Raw genomic sequence first — 20,062 nt, 5'->3', positions numbered from 1 at the left:
CGATGCGTCTCACCGTCGTCAGCAGGATCTTCGCTCCAGAGCCGAGTGCTGCATCCTTCCGGCTGCGGGCCGTCGTCAACAGCGCCTCACGCTCAGGACACGAGGTGACCGTCCTCACGAGTACGGCGCCGGAGGCTCTCCGTCAGGTCGTCAGCGATCTCGGTCCTCGGGTCCGGGTTCGTCGTGCCCCCGTGTTGCGTGACAAGGCGGGCTATGTCCGCGGGTACCTGCAGTACATGAGTTTCGACCTCCCCGTGCTGTTCAGGCTGCTGACGGGGCGCAGGCCTGACGTCGTCCTGGTCGAGCCGCCTCCCACCACCGGGTCCGTCGTGCGTATCGTTTGCGCGATACGCCGGATCCCCTACGTCTACTACGCTGCCGACGTCTGGTCGGACGCCGCACGCATGACAGGTGCCCCGTCTGCGGTGGTGAGCGTCGTGCGTGCGATGGAGAAGTTCGCGATGCGAGGTGCGCGCCGACTCCTGTCGGTCAGCACGGGCGTGACGGAGCGGCTGGGGGAGTGGGGGCTGGCGACGCATGCGGTGACGGTCGGGAACGGCATCGATCTCGAGCAGTTCCGTGCCGAGGGCGAAGCGGCCGACCTCGGTGCGCCGTACTTCGTGTACGCCGGTACAGCATCCGAAGTGCACGGCGCGATCATCTTCGCCGACGCATTCGAGCGGCTGCTCGCCACGAACCCGGATGCCAGGCTCGTCTTCGTGGGCCAGGGAGCGGAGTGGGATGCCATCGCCGAGGTGGCCAGCCGGCTGCCCGACGGCAGTATCGTGATGAAGCCCCGGATGGAGCCTGAACAGGTCGCCGTCTGGTTGCGGGGGGCCTGCGCCTCTCTCGCTTCGGTCCGCACCGGCGGCGGCTACGACTTCGCCTTCCCGACCAAGATCTACGCGTCCGCCGCCTGCGGTACGCCGGTGATCTATGCGGGTACCGGTCCGGGGCATCGGTTCGTGGACGAATCGCCGGCAGGTGACGCCGTGCCCTATGACGTCGCTGCCGTGACCGCTGCGATGAGACGCAGTCTCGAGTCACGTGTGGATATCGAACAGCGTCGGGCGATCGCCCGATGGGCGGCCGAGACAGTCGACATCGACCTCGTCGCCGCCAGGGCCGTGGACGTTCTCGCGTCCGAGTCGAGGCCAGTGTGAAACCCGGAAGAACCCCAGTGATGATGCATCGGAAAGTGAGGAGCAGATGAAGCTCATATGGAGCACGCTGCGATCGATCGTGCCATTGCTGCCTTCGCGCGCGCAGAGATTCCTGTGGATGTACGTGATCGTGTCGTGCGCACTGTCCCTCCTCGACGTCATCGCCCTGATGATGCTCGCCGTCTCCGTCACATCGATGGTGCAGCAGGCGGATGTCACCCTGCCTGTGATCGGCACCATCACAAGCGACGGATACATCTGGATCATCCTCGCGGTGTCGCTCCTGATCATCACGAAGTCCGCGTTGGCTGTCACGCTGCAGTGGTTCGCGACTCGCAGGTTCGCCACCTTCGAACTCGAGATCGGCGATCGGCTCTTCGACGCCTACATCCGCGCACCGTGGACGGAGCGCCTCAAGCGCAACACGTCCCAGCTGGTCCGCCTCGCCGACGTCGGCATCGCGAACGTCACGTCCGGCTTCCTGCTGCCGGTGCTGGGACTTCCGCAGCTCCTGTGCACCTCGGCCGCGGTGATCGCCGTGCTGGTCGTCGCCGAGCCTCTCACCGCGCTGATCACGATGGTGTATCTGGGGCTGATCGCCGTCATCCTGTACTTCTGGATGTCTCGCAAGTCGGTCGAGGCGGGACGGGTGAATCGCGACTACTCCTTCAAGGTCGCATCGCTGATGACGGACATGGTCGCGGCTCTCAAGGAGATCACGCTGCGCAACATGGCTCCCGACGTGGCGAAGGTCGTGCATGACAACCGGATCCACACGACGCGCGCGAGGGCGAACATCAGCTTCCTCGGGACCTTCCCGCGATTCGTGCTCGACGCCGCGCTCATCGGAGGGTTCCTGCTCGTGGGCGGCTTCGCGATGGTGGTCGGCGGTCCGGCGTCGGCGGTCTCGGCAGTCGCGCTGTTCGGCGTCGCCGGGTTCCGCCTCGTGCCCTCTCTGACGGGATTCCAGGCCGTTCTCACCCAGGCGACGTCGAACGTCCCCCATGTCAGAGCGGTGATCAGCGACATCAAGGCCGCGGAAGGGTACATCGCGAGGGCGGAGCGGATCGGCCACGAGCCTCTGGACGGGGAGCCCGAGCGGCTCATCCTCGAGAACGTGGCCTTCACCTACCCCGGCGGGGATGTCCCGGCGCTCAGCGGCGTCAATCTGACCCTGCCGATGGGAAGCACGCTCGCCCTGGTGGGCTCTTCCGGCGCAGGCAAGTCGACGCTGGTCGACCTGATCCTCGGACTCCTCGAACCGACCGAGGGATCCGCCCGCCTCGACGGCCAGAATCTGCACGATGTCATGGCTGCGTGGCGTTCGAAGGTGGGCTACGTCCCGCAGGACGTCGCTCTGTTCGACGGATCGATCGCGCAGAACGTGGCGCTGTCCTGGACCTCGGAGCTGGACCGTGACCGAGTCGAGGATGCGCTGCGGCGCGCACAGCTGTGGGATGTCGTCGCAGCACGGCCGGGCGGCATGGACGGACGTGTGGGCGATCGCGGGATGTCGCTGTCGGGCGGCCAGCGGCAGCGTCTCGGCATCGCGCGAGCGCTGTACAGCGACCCGCTCGTTCTCGTCCTCGATGAGGCGACGAGTGCGCTCGACACGAAGACCGAAGCCGATGTCACGGATGCGATCCAGAAGCTACGCGGCGACGTCACCCTCATCTCGGTCGCGCATCGTCTGGCGACCGTCCGCGACCACGACCAGATCTGCTTCATGCGTGATGGCGGTATCGCGGCGGTCGGCCGGTTCGACGAAGTCGTGGCGGCCGTTCCCGAGTTCGCGGTCCAGGCGCGCCTTGCGGGTCTCGTGAGATGACACCCATGTTGGATGTCGTCATCGCCGTCCATAACGCACGACGGCCGATCTCGAGGGCCGTGCACTCCGTGCTCGAGTCCGCGGAGTCCGCTGATGCGCGGGTGACGGTGGTGTGCCACGGGGTGCCGATCGAAGAGATCCGGGAAGCCGTCGGGAAGGCGGAGGGGACACGGCTCCGCTACCTCGCGTTCGTCGACGGGATCCCCAGCCCGGCCGGCCCCTTCAACTTCGGCGTGCATGCCGCCTCCGGCGACTACGTGACGATCATGGGATCGGACGACTACCTCGAACCCGGAGCCCTCGACGCCTGGAGCCGTTATCTGCGCTCCGAGCGGCCTGACATCGCGCTCGTCCCGCTGCGGCACCAGCAGGGCGCTCGTCTCCTGAACCCGATGCCGCGTCTCGGCCGCACACGGCGCCTCGATGCCGTGCGCGATCGACTCTTCTACCGGACCGCGCCGCTCGCACTCATCCGGCGTGACGTGCTGCGCGAGACGGGCGCCACGCTGGCGGAGGGGCTGCGCACAGGTGATGACATCGCGATGACCGCCCGGCTGTGGACCAGCGGCGCCCGTATCGATCTGATGCGCGACCTGCCGTGCTACGTCATCGGCGCCGATGCCGGGGATCGCGTCACTCTCGCCCCCATGCCGGCGGCCGATCAGCTGGCCGCCGTGACCGACCTCCTCGGCAGCGAGTGGTGGTCTGCACTGCCGGTCCGCGAGGCGACGTCCCTGGGAGTCAAACTTCTGCGCATCCATGTCCTCGATGCGCTTCTCGCCCGCCCGTCCGCCGCAGAGTGGGACGCTGCGGGGGTCGGTGCCGTGTCGGACATCGTGCGGCGGGTTCGGCAGGCCAGCCCGCGGTCCTTCGTCCCGCTCTCCCGCGCGGATCGCCGCCTGCTGGATGCAGTCTCGACGGGCGCCACTCCGGACGAGATCGTGCGCGCGATCGCGTCCCGCCGTGCGGCGTCGCGATGGGATGTCGTGCGTCCGGCCCGACTCCTGAACGCGGTCGACCGAGAGGCCGTTCCCGTGCGCTACCTTCACTACCTGCTGGACAATTGGAGAAGACGATGATCGCATCGCCTCGAGACGACGTCGCCGAGGAGCCCGTGGGGTCCGGCGAGAAGCCGTCGCTGCTCATTCTGTCGTTCTCGCCGATCCGGCGGGACGCGCGAGTGCTCAAGCAGGTCGAGCTGTTCGCGAGGACCTACGACGTCGTGACGTGCGGCTATGAGGAGTCGCCCTCCGACGACGTCCGACACGTGCAGCTGCCGAGTGAAGCGCGCGTCGACAACCCCTACGGGCGGTTCGTCTCGCTGCGCCAGTACCGCCTCGCCTACTGGCGGCTGGCCGGCGTTCGGCTCGCATGGCAGGCCCTGCGCAGCCGTCGCTTCGACGTGGTGATCGCCAACGACGTCCAGGCGGTGCCGCTTGCGCTCCGGCTGCGGCCGAGCGGAGGAGTGCTCGCCGATCTGCACGAGTACTGGCCGCGACTGCACGAGGAGAATCCGGCGTGGATGCGGTGGATCTCGCCGTACTATCGGTGGATCTGCCGCAAGTACGTCTCGAAGGCCGCAGCCACATCGACCGTCAGCCGAGGCCTGGCGACGGAGTACGACCGGGAGTTCGGCTTCCATCCGGCGCTGGTGACGAACGCCGCACCCTTCGCCGCGCTCGAGCCTTCCGCGGTGTCGAAGCCCATCCGCCTCGTCCACAGTGGTGCGGGTCTGCGCAACCGCGATCTCGGGCTCATGGTCGATGCGGTCGGGGCGAGCGCTGCCGACGTCACCCTCGATCTCTATCTGACCCCCAACCATCCGGACTACCTCGACGAACTGCGGGCGAAGGCGGCGACCACGGGCAAGGTGAGGGTCTGCGATCCGGTGCCGTACGCGGACCTGGTCGCCACCCTCAACGAGTACGACGTGGGGCTGTTCGTCCTTCCACCGGCCAACTTCAGCTATCGTCACGCTCTGCCCAACAAGTTCTTCGATTTCATCCAGGCGCGGTTGGGAGTCATCGTGGGGCCGTCTCCCGAGCTGGAGCCGTACGTGCGTGACCATGACATAGGGATGGTGACTGCGGAGCCCGATGCCGCTTCGCTCACCGCCTGCATCGATGCGCTGACGGAGGTCGATGTCGCCCGCTTCAAACGAAACGCGTCGTCGAGCGCGCGCCAGCTGTCCGCCGAGGAGTCGATGGGGCCGTGGACGGAGGCCGTGGCGACCCTGGCCGCGAAGGCCGGTCATCGCTGATGCGCTCGCTCCTGATCCTGTCGTTCTCCGACATCTCCGCCGACGCGCGAGTGCGCAAACAGGTGGAGGCGTTCTCGGGGCGGTTCGAGGTGACGACCTGCGGGTACGGACCCCGGCCGCGCGGCGCCCACCGTCACATCGCCCTTCCCGAGCACACAGAGGTCTGGCGCTACTCACGTCGGCTCCTCCTCACTCGCCGGTATGCGCTCGCCTACGAGCAGAACGAGGCGATCGTCGCGGCCAGGAAGCTGTTGGAGGGATCCGCCTTCGATGTGATCGTCGCCAACGATGTGGATGCTGTGCCGCTGGCGCTGTCGCTCGATCCGACGTACGGCGTCCATGCCGACCTGCACGAGTTCGCGCCATCGCAGAAGAGCGAGATGCTGCGCTGGCGACTGTTCGTCGCGCCGTTCCTGGCCTGGATCTGCCGGCGACACGTCACGCGTGCTCGGAGCGTGACCACCGTGGCAGCGGGGATCGCGGAGGAGTACCGGCGACGGTTCGGGATCACTGCTGAGGTCGTGACCAACGCGACGCCGCGAGCCGATCTCGTCCCCACACCCACGCACCGACCGCTCGCGCTGGTGCACAGCGGCGCGTGCTTCCGCAACCGTCACCTCGACCTGATGCTCGACGCGGTGCAGCAGTCCACCACCCCGCTGACGCTCGACCTCTATCTGACCCCGAACGATCCCGTCTACCTGAACGAGCTGAAGGTCCGCGCGGATCAGACCTCGAACGTGCGAGTCCATGACGCCGTTCCCTATGACGAACTGGTTGCGACACTCAACGACCATGACATCGGAGTGTTCGTGCTGCCGCCGGTCAACGCCAACTACCGGTGGGCGCTTCCGAACAAGCTGTTCGACTTCGTCCAGGCAAGACTCGGTGTGGTGATCGGCCCCAGCCCGGAGATGGCTGCGATCGTGCGTGCGCACGGCTTCGGCGTCGTGGCCGACGACTTCTCCGCCGCCTCGCTGACGCGAATCTTCGATGCGATGGTGCCATCAGATGTCGAGGGGTTCAAGGATGCTGCCGACCGGGCAGCCGCGTCGCTCTCCGCAGAGGAGCAACAGCGGATCTGGGTCGAGGCGGTCGATCGGATGCTCCCCTCGGAGACGACGTCGTGAGACGGCTGGTGCTGCTGACGAACGAGTACCCGTTCGCATACGGGGACACGGCTTTCGTCGAGCGCGAGATCGCCGCCTTGGTGGAGGCCTTCGACGAGGTCCACGTCTTCAACTGCACTGCCGGCGAGTCGCCGAGCGTGCCCCTGCCCGCAGGCGTGACCTATCGCGGAAACCTGTACCCTTCCCGCCGGCGAGAGATCCTTCTGGCCGCGCTGTCGCCTCGCCGAGTGCGGATCGCGGCCCGAGCCTGGAGAAGCGAACGCCGAGCCGGAGTCGGAGCCGCGCAGTTCGGTGCGTTCGCGGCCGCGTGCGCCCGGGGGATGCGGATGGCGGCCGGGCGGCGCGTGCGCGAGTCGTTCGACGACGGAGCCGACATCACCCTGTACTCGTTCTGGGGGCTGGGCGGCGGCCTCGCGGTCCCGTGGCTCGTTGACCGCGCGCAGGGCGCCTTCGTGCGCGTGCACCGCTACGACCTCTACGAGTCGCCAGGGTACCTCCCTTTCCGCGCACACCTCTACGCCGCCGTAGACGCGGTGCTCGCCGTGTCCGCGCATGCGCGCGACTACATCGCCGAGCGTCATCCGGGTGCGAACGTCGTCGTCAGCCGCTTGGGCACACCGGATCCGGGAGCCCTGCCCGAGCCGCGCGGCGAGGGCCGTCCGCGTCTCGTGGTCAGCTGCTCGCATGTCATTCCGGTGAAGCGGGTCGAGCGCATATTCGAGGCCGTGGAGGCCGCGGGACAGGGGACCGCCCTCCGCTGGGTGCATTTCGGTGGTGGAGCGGAGTTCGGCGCGCTCCAGGATCGGGTCCGGAGCGCTCGCATCGAGGCGGAGCTTCGTGGTCAGACCCCGCACGACGACGTGATCGACTTCTACGGGCGGGAGTACGTCGACGCGTTCATCAACCTCAGCGAGTCAGAGGGCGTGCCGGTGTCGATCATGGAGGCGATGTCGTTCGACATCCCGATCGTGGCCACCGACGTCGGCGGGACATCGGAGATCGTCACGGCGGAGGCGGGACGACTGGTCGATCCGAACCCGAGGACAGAGCAGGTTGCCGCGAGCATCTCCGAGGTCCTCGCTCTCCGCGAGCGCTTCCACAGCAGGGACGTCTGGGCAGAGCTCTGCGATTCCGAGCGCAACAGTCGCGCCACAGCCGGCGTGCTCCTCGGTCGGCCGGATCCGCAGAAGCCGTCCGCCGCCCTCTGATAGCGTCGGAATCATGCGCGTGCTCGTCGTGACGACCTGGTTCCCCAGTCCGCGCTCCCCGGGGGCAGGATCGTTCGTCGCTGACGACGTGCGGCTGCTGGCGGAGTCGAACGAGGTCACCGTCCTTCACCTCATCCCGCCGTCGGACGCGCCCTCCGCCCCTGCGAGCGAGGTCCGCGACGGGGTGCGGATCGTGCGGTCGTCGATGTCGCCATCCAGACCGGATCAACTGGTTCGCGCCTCACGGCTCATCCGGAGAATGCTGCGGGACGCCGATCTCGTCCACTCCATGGCGCTGTCCTCGCTCCTGCCGATGTCCCTCCTGCGAGTGACTGTTCCCTGGGTGCACACCGAGCACTGGTCAGGTCTGCTCGCGCCCGAGACGGTGCCCCGCCTGATGCGGCTGACGCTGCCCCTCACCGAGCGCGGGCTCGCGCGCCCTGATCGCGTCGTGGCAGTGAGCCGCACCCTGGCCCGTCGCATCTCCCGGGTGCGTTCGGGCGAGGTCGCGGTGATCCCGAATCATGTCGCCGCCCCGGAGGAGCGATCGACCGCTCCGCGCAGCGGATCACGGGTACGGCTCGTCGCTGTCGGCAACCTGGTTCCCGGCAAGGGACCGATTCTCGCGATCCAGACGCTCGCCGAGCTGCGTCGGCGTGGCATGGATGCGTCGCTCGACTGGGTGGGAGAGGGCCCGCTGCGTGAATCGGCGCGGCAGGAGGCTGCGCGCACCGGTGTGAGCGAACACGTGACATTCTCGGGTTCGGTGCCGAAGGCGGATGTGGCCAGGCACCTGCAGCAGGCAGACGTCTTCCTGCTGCCGACCGAGTCGGAGACGTTCGGGATAGCGATCGCCGAAGCTCTCGTCGCGGGGACACCGGTGGTCGTGGGCGCCAGAGGCGGCCATACCGAGTTCGTCACGGCGCCCGACGGGATCCTGGTCGAGGAGCGGACACCGCGATCGTTCGCCGATGCGGTCGAGCGACTCCTCGCCCTCAATCGCGGCCGATCTCAGGAAGATATCGGCGCCCGAGCGCGGGAGGCCTTCTCGGATGCGTCGCGCGCGCGTGACTACGAGTCCGTCTACCGGGCCGCGCGGGGAGCGGAGGGCGGCGTCGATGGGCCGGTGGTCGATGTGATCATCGCCGTTCATCAGCTCTCGCGACCTATTCGGAGAGCGGTCGGCTCCGTGCTGATGAACGACGTGCCTCTTCGAGTGACTGTCGTGTGCCACAACATCGCATCGGAGGACATCGCGCAACGCCTCGGGGAGCTCACAGGCGACCCGCGTGTGCGGCTTCTCGAATTGCACGACGGTGTGCCCCGGCCCGCTGGTCCGTTCAATGAGGGCCTCGATCATGCCGGGGCGAGCTTCACCTCGATCATGGGCTCCGACGACGAGCTCGAGGCGGGGGCGATCGACTCCTGGGTCGCCATCGCTCGACGCGATGGCGCCGACGCCGTCATACCCAGACTGGCGCATGCGCGCGGGGGAGTGGTCCCGACCCCTCCGACCAGGCCCTGGCGGTCGAGGCGGCTCGATCTGGTCAAGGATCGTCTGTCCTATCGCAGTGCACCGCTGGGACTCGTCTCGCGGCGGACCTTCGGTGACCTTCGACTCGACACCGCGGTGGCGACCGGCGAGGACGTCCAGTACGTGACCACGGTCTGGTCGCAGGCGGGGGCGATCTCTCTCAGCCGGGGGCCCGCATATCTCGTACACGCCGATGCGGCTTCCCGGACCTCCCTCACGGCGAGGCCGGTCGAGGAGGACCTCCGTTTCGTGCATCGACTCCTGACCTCGGCGACGTTCCGGGCACTCGCTCAGGGGCAGCGCGACGCGGTGGTGACGAAGATCCTCCGCGTCAATGTCATCGGCGCGATCCACAACCGACGAGGCTCCGGCTGGAGCCAGGAGGATCGGCGGCATCTCGCCGCGGCGATCGCTGCGCTGCGCTCGGCAGCCCCGCGAGCGGAACAGCCGTTGCCGCTGGTCGACCGGCGTCTGCTCGATCTCGCCGCGGTTCCCAGTTCCTCAGCCGAGGAACTCGATCGTCTGGTGGAGCGGAGGCAGCACCGTGCCAGACCGGGGTCCCTGCTGGCGCGAGGAATCGCCTCCACACTGCACCGCGAGGGCGGGCTGCGAATGAGCGCCGCATCCGTTCTCGCCGCGACGTCGCTGTCGAGGCTCAGGGGCCGTCAGCGCTGACTCGCTGAGACTCAGAGGCGCGCGAAGTCGGCGAAGGCGCTCGTGCCGTCGGGTCGCCAGACCGAGTCGGACAGGGTGCGGTCGACAGCGGTCGGAGGTGAGAGGAATCCCTGGACTGCCACATCGACCTGCGTCAGTTCGCGATCGATCCGGGTGGGGAAGATATCGGCCGACGCATAGTGCTCGGCGAGAACCGATTCGAGAACCGCCGTGTGGCAGCCGTATGCGAGGGCTTCGAAGAGCATCGTGCTGGAGAATCCGATGACCGCTCGGCTCCGGGCAAGAGCCTCGCCGCCGTCCACCGAGAGATCCAGTTCGATGCCGTCGTGCGCCAGGACCGCGGCATGTCGTTGTGCGGCCGTGGCTCGTTCGACCGGATGCGGACGCAGAACGAGACTCCAGTCGGACGGCAGGGCGTCTCGAACGGCGAGAAGGGCGCTGTCGACGAGATCATGCTCGAAGTTGCTCGAGACGAACAGCACGGTCCTGGGGCGGTCAGCCCAGGGGAGCACGTTCAGTGTGGTCCGATCGAGTGTGGGCTTGCCGATCGGCACGAAACGTCCGGGGAATCGGATGTCGCGCCCCCAGTACTCGCCATAGCCGAGCAGGGTGTCCGGCAGGCACCGGACCATGGCGGGTTCTCGCATCGCGGCCCCGAAGTTGTACGCCGCGTGGCTGCTGCCGATCCAGCCGTGCTGCAGTTCGGCCACCTCGATGCCGCGCTCGTGCGCGAGTGCGATCTCGGGGGCGCGGTTGCCGTATGCGGCGGTCTGCATGTAGATGCGGCGCGGCGTCACGCGGTCGAGCAGACGAGCGAACTCGTCTCGGGCGTGTCGTGCCCGGTCCGCCCGGCCGAGGGCGTCTGCGATCGCCCGCTCCCTCCCCGCGTCCGTGACATCGAAGGCGACGAGGTCGAAGATCGCGCGCAGCGCTCGTTCGACCCGCGCACGGTCCTGGGGGCCGAGCGGGCGTCGCGCCGTTCTTCGGATGATCCGCTCGTTGGCCAGCGCGTAGGTGTACGTGGATCGATTGAGCGGGCGTTGGTCCGCACCGCTCAGGGCGTCGAGGTATGCATCCTGCGCCACGATGGAGGACTCGCCCAGCGCCTCGGAGAAGTCGTCCGCGAGCCAGTTCCGGTAGCCGCCCTGACCGCGTACCTTGGTCCATCCCGAGACGACGAAGAGGTGATCGGCCTTCGGCGCGTGCCTGGTCGAGTGGCGGTTCGGGATCATGCGCCGTGCGGCGATCAGGGCGCGCTGGCGGGCTGTGGGGCGTTGGTACACCGGGAGCGCCGTGCCGATGTCGGTCTCCGCGATCGCCCGGGAGAACGGCCAGCGGGCGAGGGGCCAGATCGGCACGTCGAGGCCGGGAATGGTCTCGAACAGTACCGCCGGCGCGGCATCCTCCAGATCGAGAAGGGCGCGCATGCCAGAGGTTTCGGTCACGGAAGCTCCAGATGTCTGAGCGCCGTTCACTCGGCGCCGCGAGAGGGTCGGCGTCGAGTCTAGCGATCGGGCGGCGTGCGGTTCCGGAGCGCGCTGAGGAAAGCGCGTTGCGAGCGCGCATATGATGTTCGGATGCCCGATCACGCCGTTGCGCATCCGACCCGACGCTGGTCCCTCGACGTACTGCGCATCATCTCGATCATCGGCGTCATCGCGATCCATGTGTGCGGCAACATGGTGGGCAACTCCGACGTGTCCGGCAGTGTGCGGTGGTGGGTCGCCGTCGCCGTGGATCTCGGCTTCGTCTGGGTCGTACCCGTCTTCGTCATGATCAGCGGCGCGCTGCTTCTGGAACCCCGCCAGTTCGATCGCGGACCGGCCCCCTTCTACCGGCGACGCCTGTTGCGCCTGGGGCCGGCCTTCGTGTTCTGGCCGATCTTCTACGTCTTCGTGGTCCACCCGGCCGTCACAGGGCAGCCGGGGAGCTGGCGCAGCTTCGTGCTGGGTGTCATCGACGGACGCAGCTACACCCACCTGTACTTCCTCTGGCTGATCGTCGGCCTGTACGTCATCGCGCCGGTCCTCGCGGCGTTCCTGCGCGACGGAGGGAAGCGCCGTGCATACATCTTCGCCGGTGCGGTCCTCGCCGTGACGGTGGCGTCCCTCGTATCGTCGAACGTCCTGACGACGGCGGGATACGATCGCTCCTCCTCTCAGACCGCGGTGACGCAGTGGGTGCCTTACGTGGGGTTCTTCCTGGCGGGATGGGCACTGCGTGATCTGATCCTGCGGGGCTGGAGGCTCGCGGCGGCCGCTCTCATCACGATGGCAGCGATCGCCCTGATCATCGTGCAGTACGGCACTCGAGGCACCTTCCCCTACCTCGATGCGCTTCTTCCGGTCAGCTACTACGGCCCAGTCGTCGTGATCGCCGCGCTGGGCTGCTACGTCACGGCGAACGGAGCCCTCGCCGGATGGCAGCCCGGCCGTATGACCGGCGTCGTGCGGACGCTCTCGGATTCCTCCTTCGGCGTCTTCCTCATTCATTTCGCGGTCATGCTCGCCGTCCGCGCCATTCCCGCGCTCTCCGACACCGCGAGCTCGTTGCCGTCGACCTTCGCCGTCTGGGGGATCGTCACCGTCCTGTCGTTCGCCCTCGTGATCCTCGCTCGACGTGTGCCGGGTGTGCGTCGCCTGGTGTGACGAACGTCCGTTTCCCCCCGCTTAGACTGGACCGTATGCGTATCGCCGTCGTGGCCCTCGGAAAGATCGGGCTCCCTCTTGCCGTCCAGTTCGCCTCGTCAGGTCACGACGTGATCGGAGTCGATGTCAATCAGAAGGCCGTCGACTCCATCAACGCCGCTCAGGAGCCCTTCCCCGGGGAAGCGCACCTGCAGGAGAAGCTCGAAGAGCTGATCCCCGCCGGCCGGCTTCGCGCGACCACGGACTACGCCGATGCCATCCCCGGCGCGGACGCCGTCGTCCTGGTCGCACCCGTCTTCGTGAACGACGAGACGTGGGAGCCCGATTTCCGGTACATGGACTCCGCGACGAAGTCGCTCGCCGAGCACCTGACGCCGGGCACGCTGGTCTCGTACGAGACCACCCTCCCGGTGGGAACGACCCGCAACCGCTGGAAGCCGATGCTCGAAGAGGGCTCCGGTCTGAAGGAAGGCGAGGACTTCTTCCTCGCCTACTCACCGGAGCGCGTGCTCACCGGCCGCGTCTTCGCGGATCTTCGCAAGTACCCGAAGCTCATCGGCGCGCTGTCCGACGAGGGCAACCGTCGAGCTCGCGAGTTCTACGAGGCGGTCCTGCAGTTCGATGAGCGTCCTGACCTCGCCAAGCCGAACGGCGTGTGGGACCTCGGCAGCACCGAGGCCTCCGAGATGGCGAAACTGGCGGAGACCACCTACCGTGACGTGAACATCGGCCTCGCGAATCAGTTCGGTCTGTTCGCAGCGTCGCATGGCATCGATGTCTACAAGGTGATCGACGCCTGCAACTCGCAGCCCTACAGCCACATCCACCGGCCCGGTATCGCGGTCGGCGGACACTGCATCCCGGTGTACCCGCGCCTGTACCTCTCGACCGACCCCGACGCCGATATCGTGCGGGTGGCGCGTCAGCTGAACGCCTCGATGCCTGAGCGGCTCGTGGCGCAGGCGGAGGGGATCCTCGGCGATCTCACCGGTCAGCGTGCTGTGGTGCTGGGTGCCGCGTACCGCGGCGGCGTGAAGGAGACCGCGTTCTCCGGCGTCTTCCCGACGGTCAAGGCGCTCGTCGATCGAGGTGCGCAGGTCGTCGTCCACGACCCGCTCTACACCGATGAGGAGCTCCAGGGCCTCGGCTTCGAGCCGTACGAGATCGGCGGCGCCGTGGACATCGCGATCCTGCAGACGGATCACGCCGACTACAAGGAGCTCACCCCCGCGCAGCTGCCCGGGATCAAGCTCCTCGTCGACGGCCGCGCGGCGACGGACGCCGCGCTGTGGGCCGGTACCCCCCGCATCGTCGTCGGAACGGCCGCCTGATGGATCTCCTCATCGTCGGCTCCGGCTTCTTCGGGCTCACCATCGCAGAACGGGCGGCGAACGCCGGCCGCAAGGTCACGGTCATCGACCGCCGTCACCACATCGGCGGCAACGCGTACAGCGAAGCCGAGCCCGAGACGGGGATCGAGGTGCACCGTTACGGCGCGCACCTCTTCCACACCTCGAACCCGACGGTCTGGGAGTACGTCAACCGGTTCACGACGTTCACGAACTACGTGCACCGCGTCTACACGACCCACAAGGGCACGGTCTTCCCGATGCCGGTCAACCTGGGCACGATCAACCAGTTCTTCCAGTCGGCGTACACCCCCGACCAGGCGCGTGCGCTGGTGCGCGAGCAGGCAGGCGAGTTCGACGTCAAGTCGGCGGCGAACTTCGAGGAGAAGGGCATCGCGCTCGTCGGGCGTCCGCTGTTCGAGGCGTTCTTCCGCGACTACACCGCGAAGCAGTGGCAGACGGATCCGCAGAAGCTCTCCGGCGACATCATCAGCCGCCTCCCGGTGCGCTACACCTACGACAACCGGTACTTCAACGACACGTGGGAGGGACTGCCCACCGACGGCTACACCGCGTGGTTGGAGCGGATGGCGGACCACCCCAACATCGAGGTGAAGCTGAACGTCGACTACTTCGACGAGTCGCAGCCCCTGAGCAGGAAGGCCACCGTAGGACAGCTGCCCGTCGTCTACACGGGACCGGTCGACCGCTACTTCGACTACACCGAAGGCGCACTGAGCTGGCGCACGCTGGACTTCGAGCAGGAGGTGCTGAACATCGGCGACTTCCAGGGCACGAGCGTCATGAACTATCCGGACATGGACGTGCCGTACACCCGCATCCACGAGTTCAAGCACTTCCACCCGGAGCGCAAGGACGTGTACGAGTCGGACAAGACGGTCATCATGCGGGAGTTCTCCCGCTTCGCGAATCGCGAGGACGAGCCGTACTACCCGGTCAACACCCCGACCGACCGCGAGGGGCTGCTCGCTTACCGCGAGCTGGCGAAGGGTGAGAAGGACGTGCACTTCGGCGGGCGCCTCGGCACCTATCAGTATCTCGACATGCACATGGCGATCGGCTCGGCGCTGTCGCTGTGGAACAACACGCTCTCGTAGACTCGACACCGTGAGTCACGCTGCTGTCGGGGCGCCCGGGACGCCCCGGCGCTATCTGCATTCCCTGTGGCTGCTGTCTGCCCGCGACCTGAAGGTCCGGTACTCGACGAGCCTCCTGGGGTATCTGTGGTCGGTCCTGGACCCGCTCGTCATGAGCGCGATCTACTGGTTCGTCTTCACCCAGATCTTCCGTCGGGATGTCGGCGAGCAGCCGTACATCGTGTTCCTGATCAGCGCGCTGCTGCCGTGGGTGTGGTTCAACGCCTCCGTGTCCGACTTCACGCGCGCCTTCAAGAAGGACGCGAGGCTGGTCAGGTCCACGGCGATCCCTCGATCGATCTGGGTCAACCGCATCGTGCTGAGCAAGGGCATGGAGTACCTGTTCTCCCTGCCGGTGCTCGCGGCGTTCGTGATCATCAACCTGCTCGTGGAGCAGGATCCCGCTCAGACCGTGCAGGTGGGCTGGGGGATCCTGTGGATGCCCGTGGCGATGTTCCTCCAGACCGTGCTCCTGGTCGGGCTCGGGCTGCTCGTCGCACCGCTGTGCGTGCTCTACGTCGACCTCGAGCGCACGACCGCGCTGATCCTGCGGGCGATGTTCTACGCCACTCCGATCATCTACAACGTCACCGACCTGCCCGGGATGTTCCAGACTCTGGGCGCGTTCAATCCGCTCGCCGGGATCTTCATGCTCTATCGGATGCCGTTCTTCCCTGATCAGTGGAACCTGTTCACGCTCCTGGTGAGCGTGGGCATGACCTTGGTGATCCTCGCGCTCGGCATCTGGACGTTCCGTTCCCTCGAGCGCCCCGTGCTGAAGGAGCTGTGATGTCGGTCGCGATCGAGGTGAAGGGTCTCGGCGTGCGCTTCCGGCGCAACCGACGCGGTCAGCGCAGCTTCAAGGATCTGTTCGCCGGCGCGTCCCGCCGTTCACGCCCCGGCGAGTTCTGGGCGCTCCGCGACGTGTCCTTCACCGTGCAGCAGGGCGAGTCGATCGGCGTCGTCGGCCGCAACGGGCAGGGCAAGTCCACGCTGCTCCGTCTGGTCGCGAAGGTGCTGCTCGCCGACGAGGGGACCGTGTCCGTGAACGGCGGCGTCGCCCCCCTGATCGAGATCACCGGCGGGTTCGTCGGAGACCTCACGGTGCGCGAGAACGTCAGACTGACCGCCGGTCTGCACGGGATGTCCCGCGACGAGGTCTCGCGCCGCTACGACGACATCATCGCCTTCGCCGAACTCGCCGGCTTCGAGGACACTCCCTACAAGCACCTCTCGAACGGCATGAAGGTGCGCCTGGCGTTCTCCGTGGTCTCGCAGCTCGACGAGCCGATCCTGCTCGTCGACGAGGTGCTCGCCGTCGGCGACAAGGCCTTCCGCGAGAAATGCTACAAGCGGATCGACGAACTGCTGGCAGAGGGGCGCACGCTGTTCTTCGTCAGCCACAACGAGCGTGACCTGCGCCGTTTCTGCACGCGCGGCCTCTACCTCGACAAGGGCGCGCTCGTTCTGGACGCGTCCATCACCGACGTTCTCGACCGCTACAACGCGGACTACAACTCCTGATGCGTGCGCCGACAGGCGCGCATCCTGCGGATCAGCGACCGACGAGGTCGTCGAGGTTCTTCAGCGCGGTGCGGGCGCCGTCGAGCGCCGCAGTGGTGCTCGATCCTGCGCTCAGAGCCGAACGAAGGTCGGTGAGCTGCTGCGAGTAGCTCGACAGGCCGTCGTCCCACTGGGTGCGGATCGACGACGGCGCGGGAGTGTCGGCGAGGCTCTGCAGGTCGAACTGCAGCTGATCGACGATCGACACCGCATCCTGTCCGGTGGCGTTCGCGACGAGGTCCAGCCCCGTCGCCGCGTCCTGCAGCCGAGGAGCGACCTGCGTCCGGAAAGCCTCGACGCTGGGATCGACGACGGGCGGGGCCTCCGTCTGCACCGGGGGCTCGGTGGGCTCCGCCGTCTGGGTCGGCGTCGGCGACGCGCTCGGAGTGGCGGACGCCGTGGGCGACGCGACCGGCTCAGGGGCCGCTCCGCGCGGCAGGAAGAGGAACAGCAGCACACCGACGATGGCCAGCACGGCGATCACGATGCCGACGATCAACCAGATGCGTCCGCGGTTGCTCGGCTTCGGAGGCAGGGGTGCCCAGCGGAGGTCGGGCTGCTGTTCGTCGGTCATCGGTTCATGCCTCCAGGGGAGCCATGGGCTGCCAGGTGCGGTCGCGGCCGAGGCGGCCGCCCTCCCTGAGCCCGCGGAAGAGATTGCTGGTGCCGCGGACGGTGCGCTCGACGAACAGGAGTCGGATGAGCTCCTTCGCGAACGTCATGGCCGTCCCCAGCCCGAACAGCACCGGGTTGTAGTTGTCGTGCACGCGGTAGTACTGCTTGATGTACGCGCGGTTGCGCATGATGTAGAAGCGGTACGCGTTGCTCGAGGCGTTCATGTGCCGGACGCCCATGTCCCACTGCTTGATCTCACGGGTGCGACGCAGTACGAACTCGTCGACGATCACCGCGGTCGTCTTGCGTGAGGCGAGCCAGCCGTACATCTGGTCATCCCAGTAGATGAAGAAGCGCGGGTCGGGAAGGCCGATCTGTTTCACGATCGAGCGATGGATGAACATGCCCTCGAAGCATCCGCTGTTCATCTCCTTGTAGCCGGAGGAGTCGAAGCCTGAGGGGGCGAAGGGGATCGGGATCCCCATCCGCTCGGCGATCCGGTACTGCCAGTAGAACTCGCTGCCGTCGTAGTCGTAGCGGCGGCCCTGGATGCTCTTGAAGCGCGGCGCCCACTTGCCCATCTTGGCCAGGCCGTCCGGCACGACCTCGACATCGTCGTCCATCATCCAGATCCACTCGGACCCCAGTTCATACGCCGTGCGCATGCCCTCGCTGAAGCCGCCGGAGCCGCCGGTGTTGGTCTCCAGGCGCCGGTAGACGAGCTCGGTGCCCAGCCGGGGGCGGAAGGACTCCACGACCTCGGTCGTGTCGTCGGATGAGGCATTGTCGATCACGACCACATGGCCCGGCTGCGGGCTCATCGCCGTGATGCTCTCGAGCAGCCCGGTCAGCAGGTGCGAGCGGTTGAAGGTGACGATGACGATGGTCGCCGACGCCGGATCGAACTCGGCGGATGCCGCGGTCATGCCTTCTCCTCGAAGATCTCAGCCCACGACTCAGGGGACACGAGCTCGGGCAGTGCCTCGCGGTATTCGCGCTGCAGCTCGGGCCACCTCCGCCGCAGCTGGGCGTGCAGGCGGACGGTGTCGCGCAGCATTCTGCGGTACTTCGCCCTGTCGCGGGTGTAGATGTTCTTGCCTGAGCCGTCTGCGGCGCTGACGAGGGCGCTGTCGAAGAGGGGGACACGCCACCAGTGCGCGTCTCCCTTGCCGAACTCGACCTCCGGCTGCTCGATGTTCGCGGGGTCCGGTCGGTGCAGCCAGTGCGAGAGGAGTGTCGACAGGGTGAACCACCGCAGCCGAAGTCCCTTCGGGTTGTCGAAGTCGTTCTTCGCGAGGCGCTTGTACACCTGGCGTCCGTGACGGGAGTGCAGCACGCGCGCGGGGTCGCGATGCACGATCGTCTCGGGATACTCGGCGGACAGTGCACGGGCAGCCGGCATCGCCGTGGCGAGGTTCTTGCGCATGTGGTCGGGGCCGGCGAGGACATCGCGCAGGGCCGACGCTCGGAGCGCGACAGGGTAGTACTGCATCATCATCAGGTGCTTGAGATCGACGCGGCGGCTGTGCGTGAGAAGCCGGCCGCCCCGGGGGGCGTTCGAGTGCAGCAGGCCGGCCACGATGCGGTTGCGCGCATGGAAGTAGGCCTGCCAGTCGATCGTGTCGTCCTTGTTGACCCACGACACGTGCCACAACGCGACTCCTGGCATCGAGACGGTCGGGAAGCCCGCCTCACCGGCGCGCAGGCAGAACTCGGCGTCGTCCCACTTGATGAACGCCGGCAGGGACAGCCCCACCTTGCGGACGGCATCGAGGGGGATCAGGCACATCCACCACCCGTTGTAGTCGGCGTCCATCCGCATGTGCAGAAGCGGAGACTGGCGCAGGTTGGCGACGCCGAAGTCGTGGGGCATCTTCTCCTGGTACAGGTTGCGCCACATGAACGGATTCTCGTCGACGACCTCAGCCCATCCGTGGAGCTTCGGGCGGTCGAGCAGGTCGAACATGTGACCACCCACCAGGACGGGCGTGGTCGCATAGCGCCCGAACACGATCGACCGGCGCAGCGACTCGGGCTCCAGGCGGACATCGTCATCCAGCAGCTGCACGAAGTCGCTCTCGGGCCTGTTCAGGGTCTCGTGCATGGCGCGCGCGAAGCCGCCGGAACCACCGAGGTTGCCCTGACGGATCACGTGCAGCGTCTCGCCCAGTTGCTCGGCGACCTCGTCGTAGCCGTCCTGATCGGAGACGAGCTGCGTGCCCTGATCGACGAGGAAGATGCGATCCACGAACTCGAGCGCGTCGGGCGAGGAGGCCAGAGCGCGCAGCGTCTCCACGCAGTAGTCCGGCTTGTTGTACGTGGTGATCCCGAGCGAGGCCTTGCCCGCACGCGCGGGCTCCTGCTCGGTGGTCCATTCGGCGCCTTCGAGCACCGCGTGCTTCTCGTCGGCGACGATGTCGAACCAGATCCAGCCGCCGTCGCTGTACTGCGTCAGATCGAGGTCGAAGGAGGTGGAGGAGTCGCCGGTCACCTCCCTGGTGGAGACACGCTGGCGGATGCCGCTGCCGTTGGAACGGTAGACGAGGATGGTCGCCGGGCCCGTGGTCCGGACCGTCAGTCGGATGTCGCGGACGCTCGTCCAGTGCTGCCAGTACGCGGCGGGAAAAGCGTTGAAATACGTGCCCAGCGACACACGCCGACCCGCGACGATCCGTGCGCGGTGCCTGCCGAGGATGTTGCCGAGGTGGGCGCGATTGGAGACGCGCACGGGTTCTTCCTCGATGACGGACCAGGTCTCGGGGTCTGCGTACAACGGCAGGAGGTCGGGGTCGCGATCGAGAGGGAAGACGACGTTCTGCAGGACGTGTGTCACAGGTGGAATCTCCGTGGGTAGTGCGCCGACCGGCACCTCAGCAAAGGTGCCGGTGGACTCGACGAGCAGAGAGTAGCCTACCGCCCGGCACCTTCGGAT

16 protein-coding genes are annotated in these 20,062 nt (G+C 67.3%); 12 read left to right on the top strand and 4 right to left on the bottom strand.

Going from position 1 to position 20,062, the window contains the following annotated elements; genetic code table 11:
• Positions 1-2 precede the first annotated feature (2 nt).
• Genes BLW44_RS12470 through BLW44_RS17525 form a run of 7 tightly spaced genes read left to right on the top strand, consistent with a single transcriptional unit; the run spans position 3 to position 9,798 of the window.
• Complete coding sequence (locus BLW44_RS12470) at positions 3-1,163, top strand: glycosyltransferase family 4 protein (protein WP_060927291.1); 1,161 nt, start codon at positions 3-5, stop codon at positions 1,161-1,163.
• A 46-nt stretch (positions 1,164-1,209) separates the two neighbouring features.
• Positions 1,210-2,991, top strand: coding sequence for an ABC transporter ATP-binding protein (locus BLW44_RS12465; RefSeq protein ID WP_060927290.1), 1,782 nt, complete (start codon positions 1,210-1,212; stop codon positions 2,989-2,991).
• Positions 2,992-2,996: 5 nt separating this feature from the next.
• A complete protein-coding gene (locus BLW44_RS12460; RefSeq protein ID WP_060927289.1) occupies positions 2,997-4,070 on the top strand; it encodes a glycosyltransferase in 1,074 nt (357 codons plus the stop codon).
• The gene (locus tag BLW44_RS12455) at positions 4,067-5,251 is read left to right on the top strand and encodes a glycosyltransferase (RefSeq protein ID WP_060927288.1); all 1,185 of its coding nucleotides are present in this window, start codon (positions 4,067-4,069) and stop codon (positions 5,249-5,251) included. Before BLW44_RS12460 ends, BLW44_RS12455 begins: the two co-directional genes overlap by 4 nt.
• Entirely contained in the window at positions 5,251-6,381 is a 1,131-nt protein-coding gene (locus BLW44_RS12450) for a glycosyltransferase family protein (protein ID WP_060927307.1), read from the top strand. Before BLW44_RS12455 ends, BLW44_RS12450 begins: the two co-directional genes overlap by 1 nt.
• Positions 6,378-7,589 (top strand): glycosyltransferase, encoded by a 1,212-nt coding sequence (locus BLW44_RS12445; protein WP_060927287.1) that lies wholly within the window; start codon positions 6,378-6,380, stop codon positions 7,587-7,589. The genes BLW44_RS12450 and BLW44_RS12445 overlap by 4 nt, the downstream gene beginning before the upstream one ends.
• Before the next feature lie 13 nt (positions 7,590-7,602).
• Positions 7,603-9,798 carry a glycosyltransferase gene (locus BLW44_RS17525; RefSeq protein ID WP_060927286.1) on the top strand — a complete coding sequence of 732 codons (2,196 nt, stop codon included), beginning with the start codon at positions 7,603-7,605 and terminating at the stop codon, positions 9,796-9,798.
• Positions 9,799-9,809: 11 nt separating this feature from the next.
• Here BLW44_RS17525 and BLW44_RS12425 read toward each other — a convergent pair whose 3' ends face one another.
• The gene (locus tag BLW44_RS12425; protein WP_139305279.1) at positions 9,810-11,243 is read right to left on the bottom strand and encodes a hypothetical protein; all 1,434 of its coding nucleotides are present in this window, start codon (positions 11,241-11,243) and stop codon (positions 9,810-9,812) included.
• Between the two features lie 132 nt (positions 11,244-11,375).
• Between BLW44_RS12425 and BLW44_RS12420 the strand changes: the two genes are divergently transcribed.
• The 5 genes from BLW44_RS12420 to BLW44_RS12400 are packed head-to-tail and all read left to right on the top strand — an operon-like array spanning position 11,376 to position 16,476.
• A complete protein-coding gene (locus BLW44_RS12420; RefSeq protein ID WP_060927284.1) occupies positions 11,376-12,446 on the top strand; it encodes an acyltransferase in 1,071 nt (356 codons plus the stop codon).
• Positions 12,447-12,481: 35 nt separating this feature from the next.
• Complete coding sequence (locus BLW44_RS12415; protein ID WP_060927283.1) at positions 12,482-13,777, top strand: nucleotide sugar dehydrogenase; 1,296 nt, start codon at positions 12,482-12,484, stop codon at positions 13,775-13,777.
• Entirely contained in the window at positions 13,777-14,913 is a 1,137-nt protein-coding gene (glf, locus tag BLW44_RS12410) for a UDP-galactopyranose mutase (protein WP_060927282.1), read from the top strand. Before BLW44_RS12415 ends, glf begins: the two co-directional genes overlap by 1 nt.
• A gap of 10 nt (positions 14,914-14,923) precedes the next feature.
• Entirely contained in the window at positions 14,924-15,742 is an 819-nt protein-coding gene (locus BLW44_RS12405; RefSeq protein WP_060927281.1) for an ABC transporter permease, read from the top strand.
• The gene (locus BLW44_RS12400) at positions 15,742-16,476 is read left to right on the top strand and encodes an ABC transporter ATP-binding protein (RefSeq protein ID WP_060927280.1); all 735 of its coding nucleotides are present in this window, start codon (positions 15,742-15,744) and stop codon (positions 16,474-16,476) included. The genes BLW44_RS12405 and BLW44_RS12400 overlap by 1 nt, the downstream gene beginning before the upstream one ends.
• A gap of 31 nt (positions 16,477-16,507) precedes the next feature.
• Here the strand turns inward: BLW44_RS12400 and BLW44_RS12395 are convergent, their stop codons facing one another.
• From BLW44_RS12395 to BLW44_RS12385, 3 genes are read right to left on the bottom strand one after another with little or no spacing between them, the layout of a single operon-like run.
• Positions 16,508-17,089, bottom strand: a complete 582-nt coding sequence (locus BLW44_RS12395; RefSeq protein ID WP_060927279.1) for a hypothetical protein — start codon at positions 17,087-17,089, stop codon at positions 16,508-16,510.
• A gap of 4 nt (positions 17,090-17,093) precedes the next feature.
• Positions 17,094-18,056: a glycosyltransferase family 2 protein gene (locus tag BLW44_RS12390; protein WP_060927278.1), complete on the bottom strand. Its 963-nt coding sequence runs from the start codon at positions 18,054-18,056 to the stop codon at positions 17,094-17,096.
• Positions 18,053-19,963 carry a glycosyltransferase gene (locus tag BLW44_RS12385; RefSeq protein ID WP_060927277.1) on the bottom strand — a complete coding sequence of 637 codons (1,911 nt, stop codon included), beginning with the start codon at positions 19,961-19,963 and terminating at the stop codon, positions 18,053-18,055. Before BLW44_RS12385 ends, BLW44_RS12390 begins: the two co-directional genes overlap by 4 nt.
• Between the last annotated feature and the right edge of the window lie 99 nt (positions 19,964-20,062).

This window comes from Microbacterium hydrocarbonoxydans, assembly GCF_900105205.1.
Lineage (GTDB): Bacteria > Actinomycetota > Actinomycetes > Actinomycetales > Microbacteriaceae > Microbacterium > Microbacterium hydrocarbonoxydans.
This window is presented reverse-complemented; position numbering and strand designations above follow the sequence as displayed.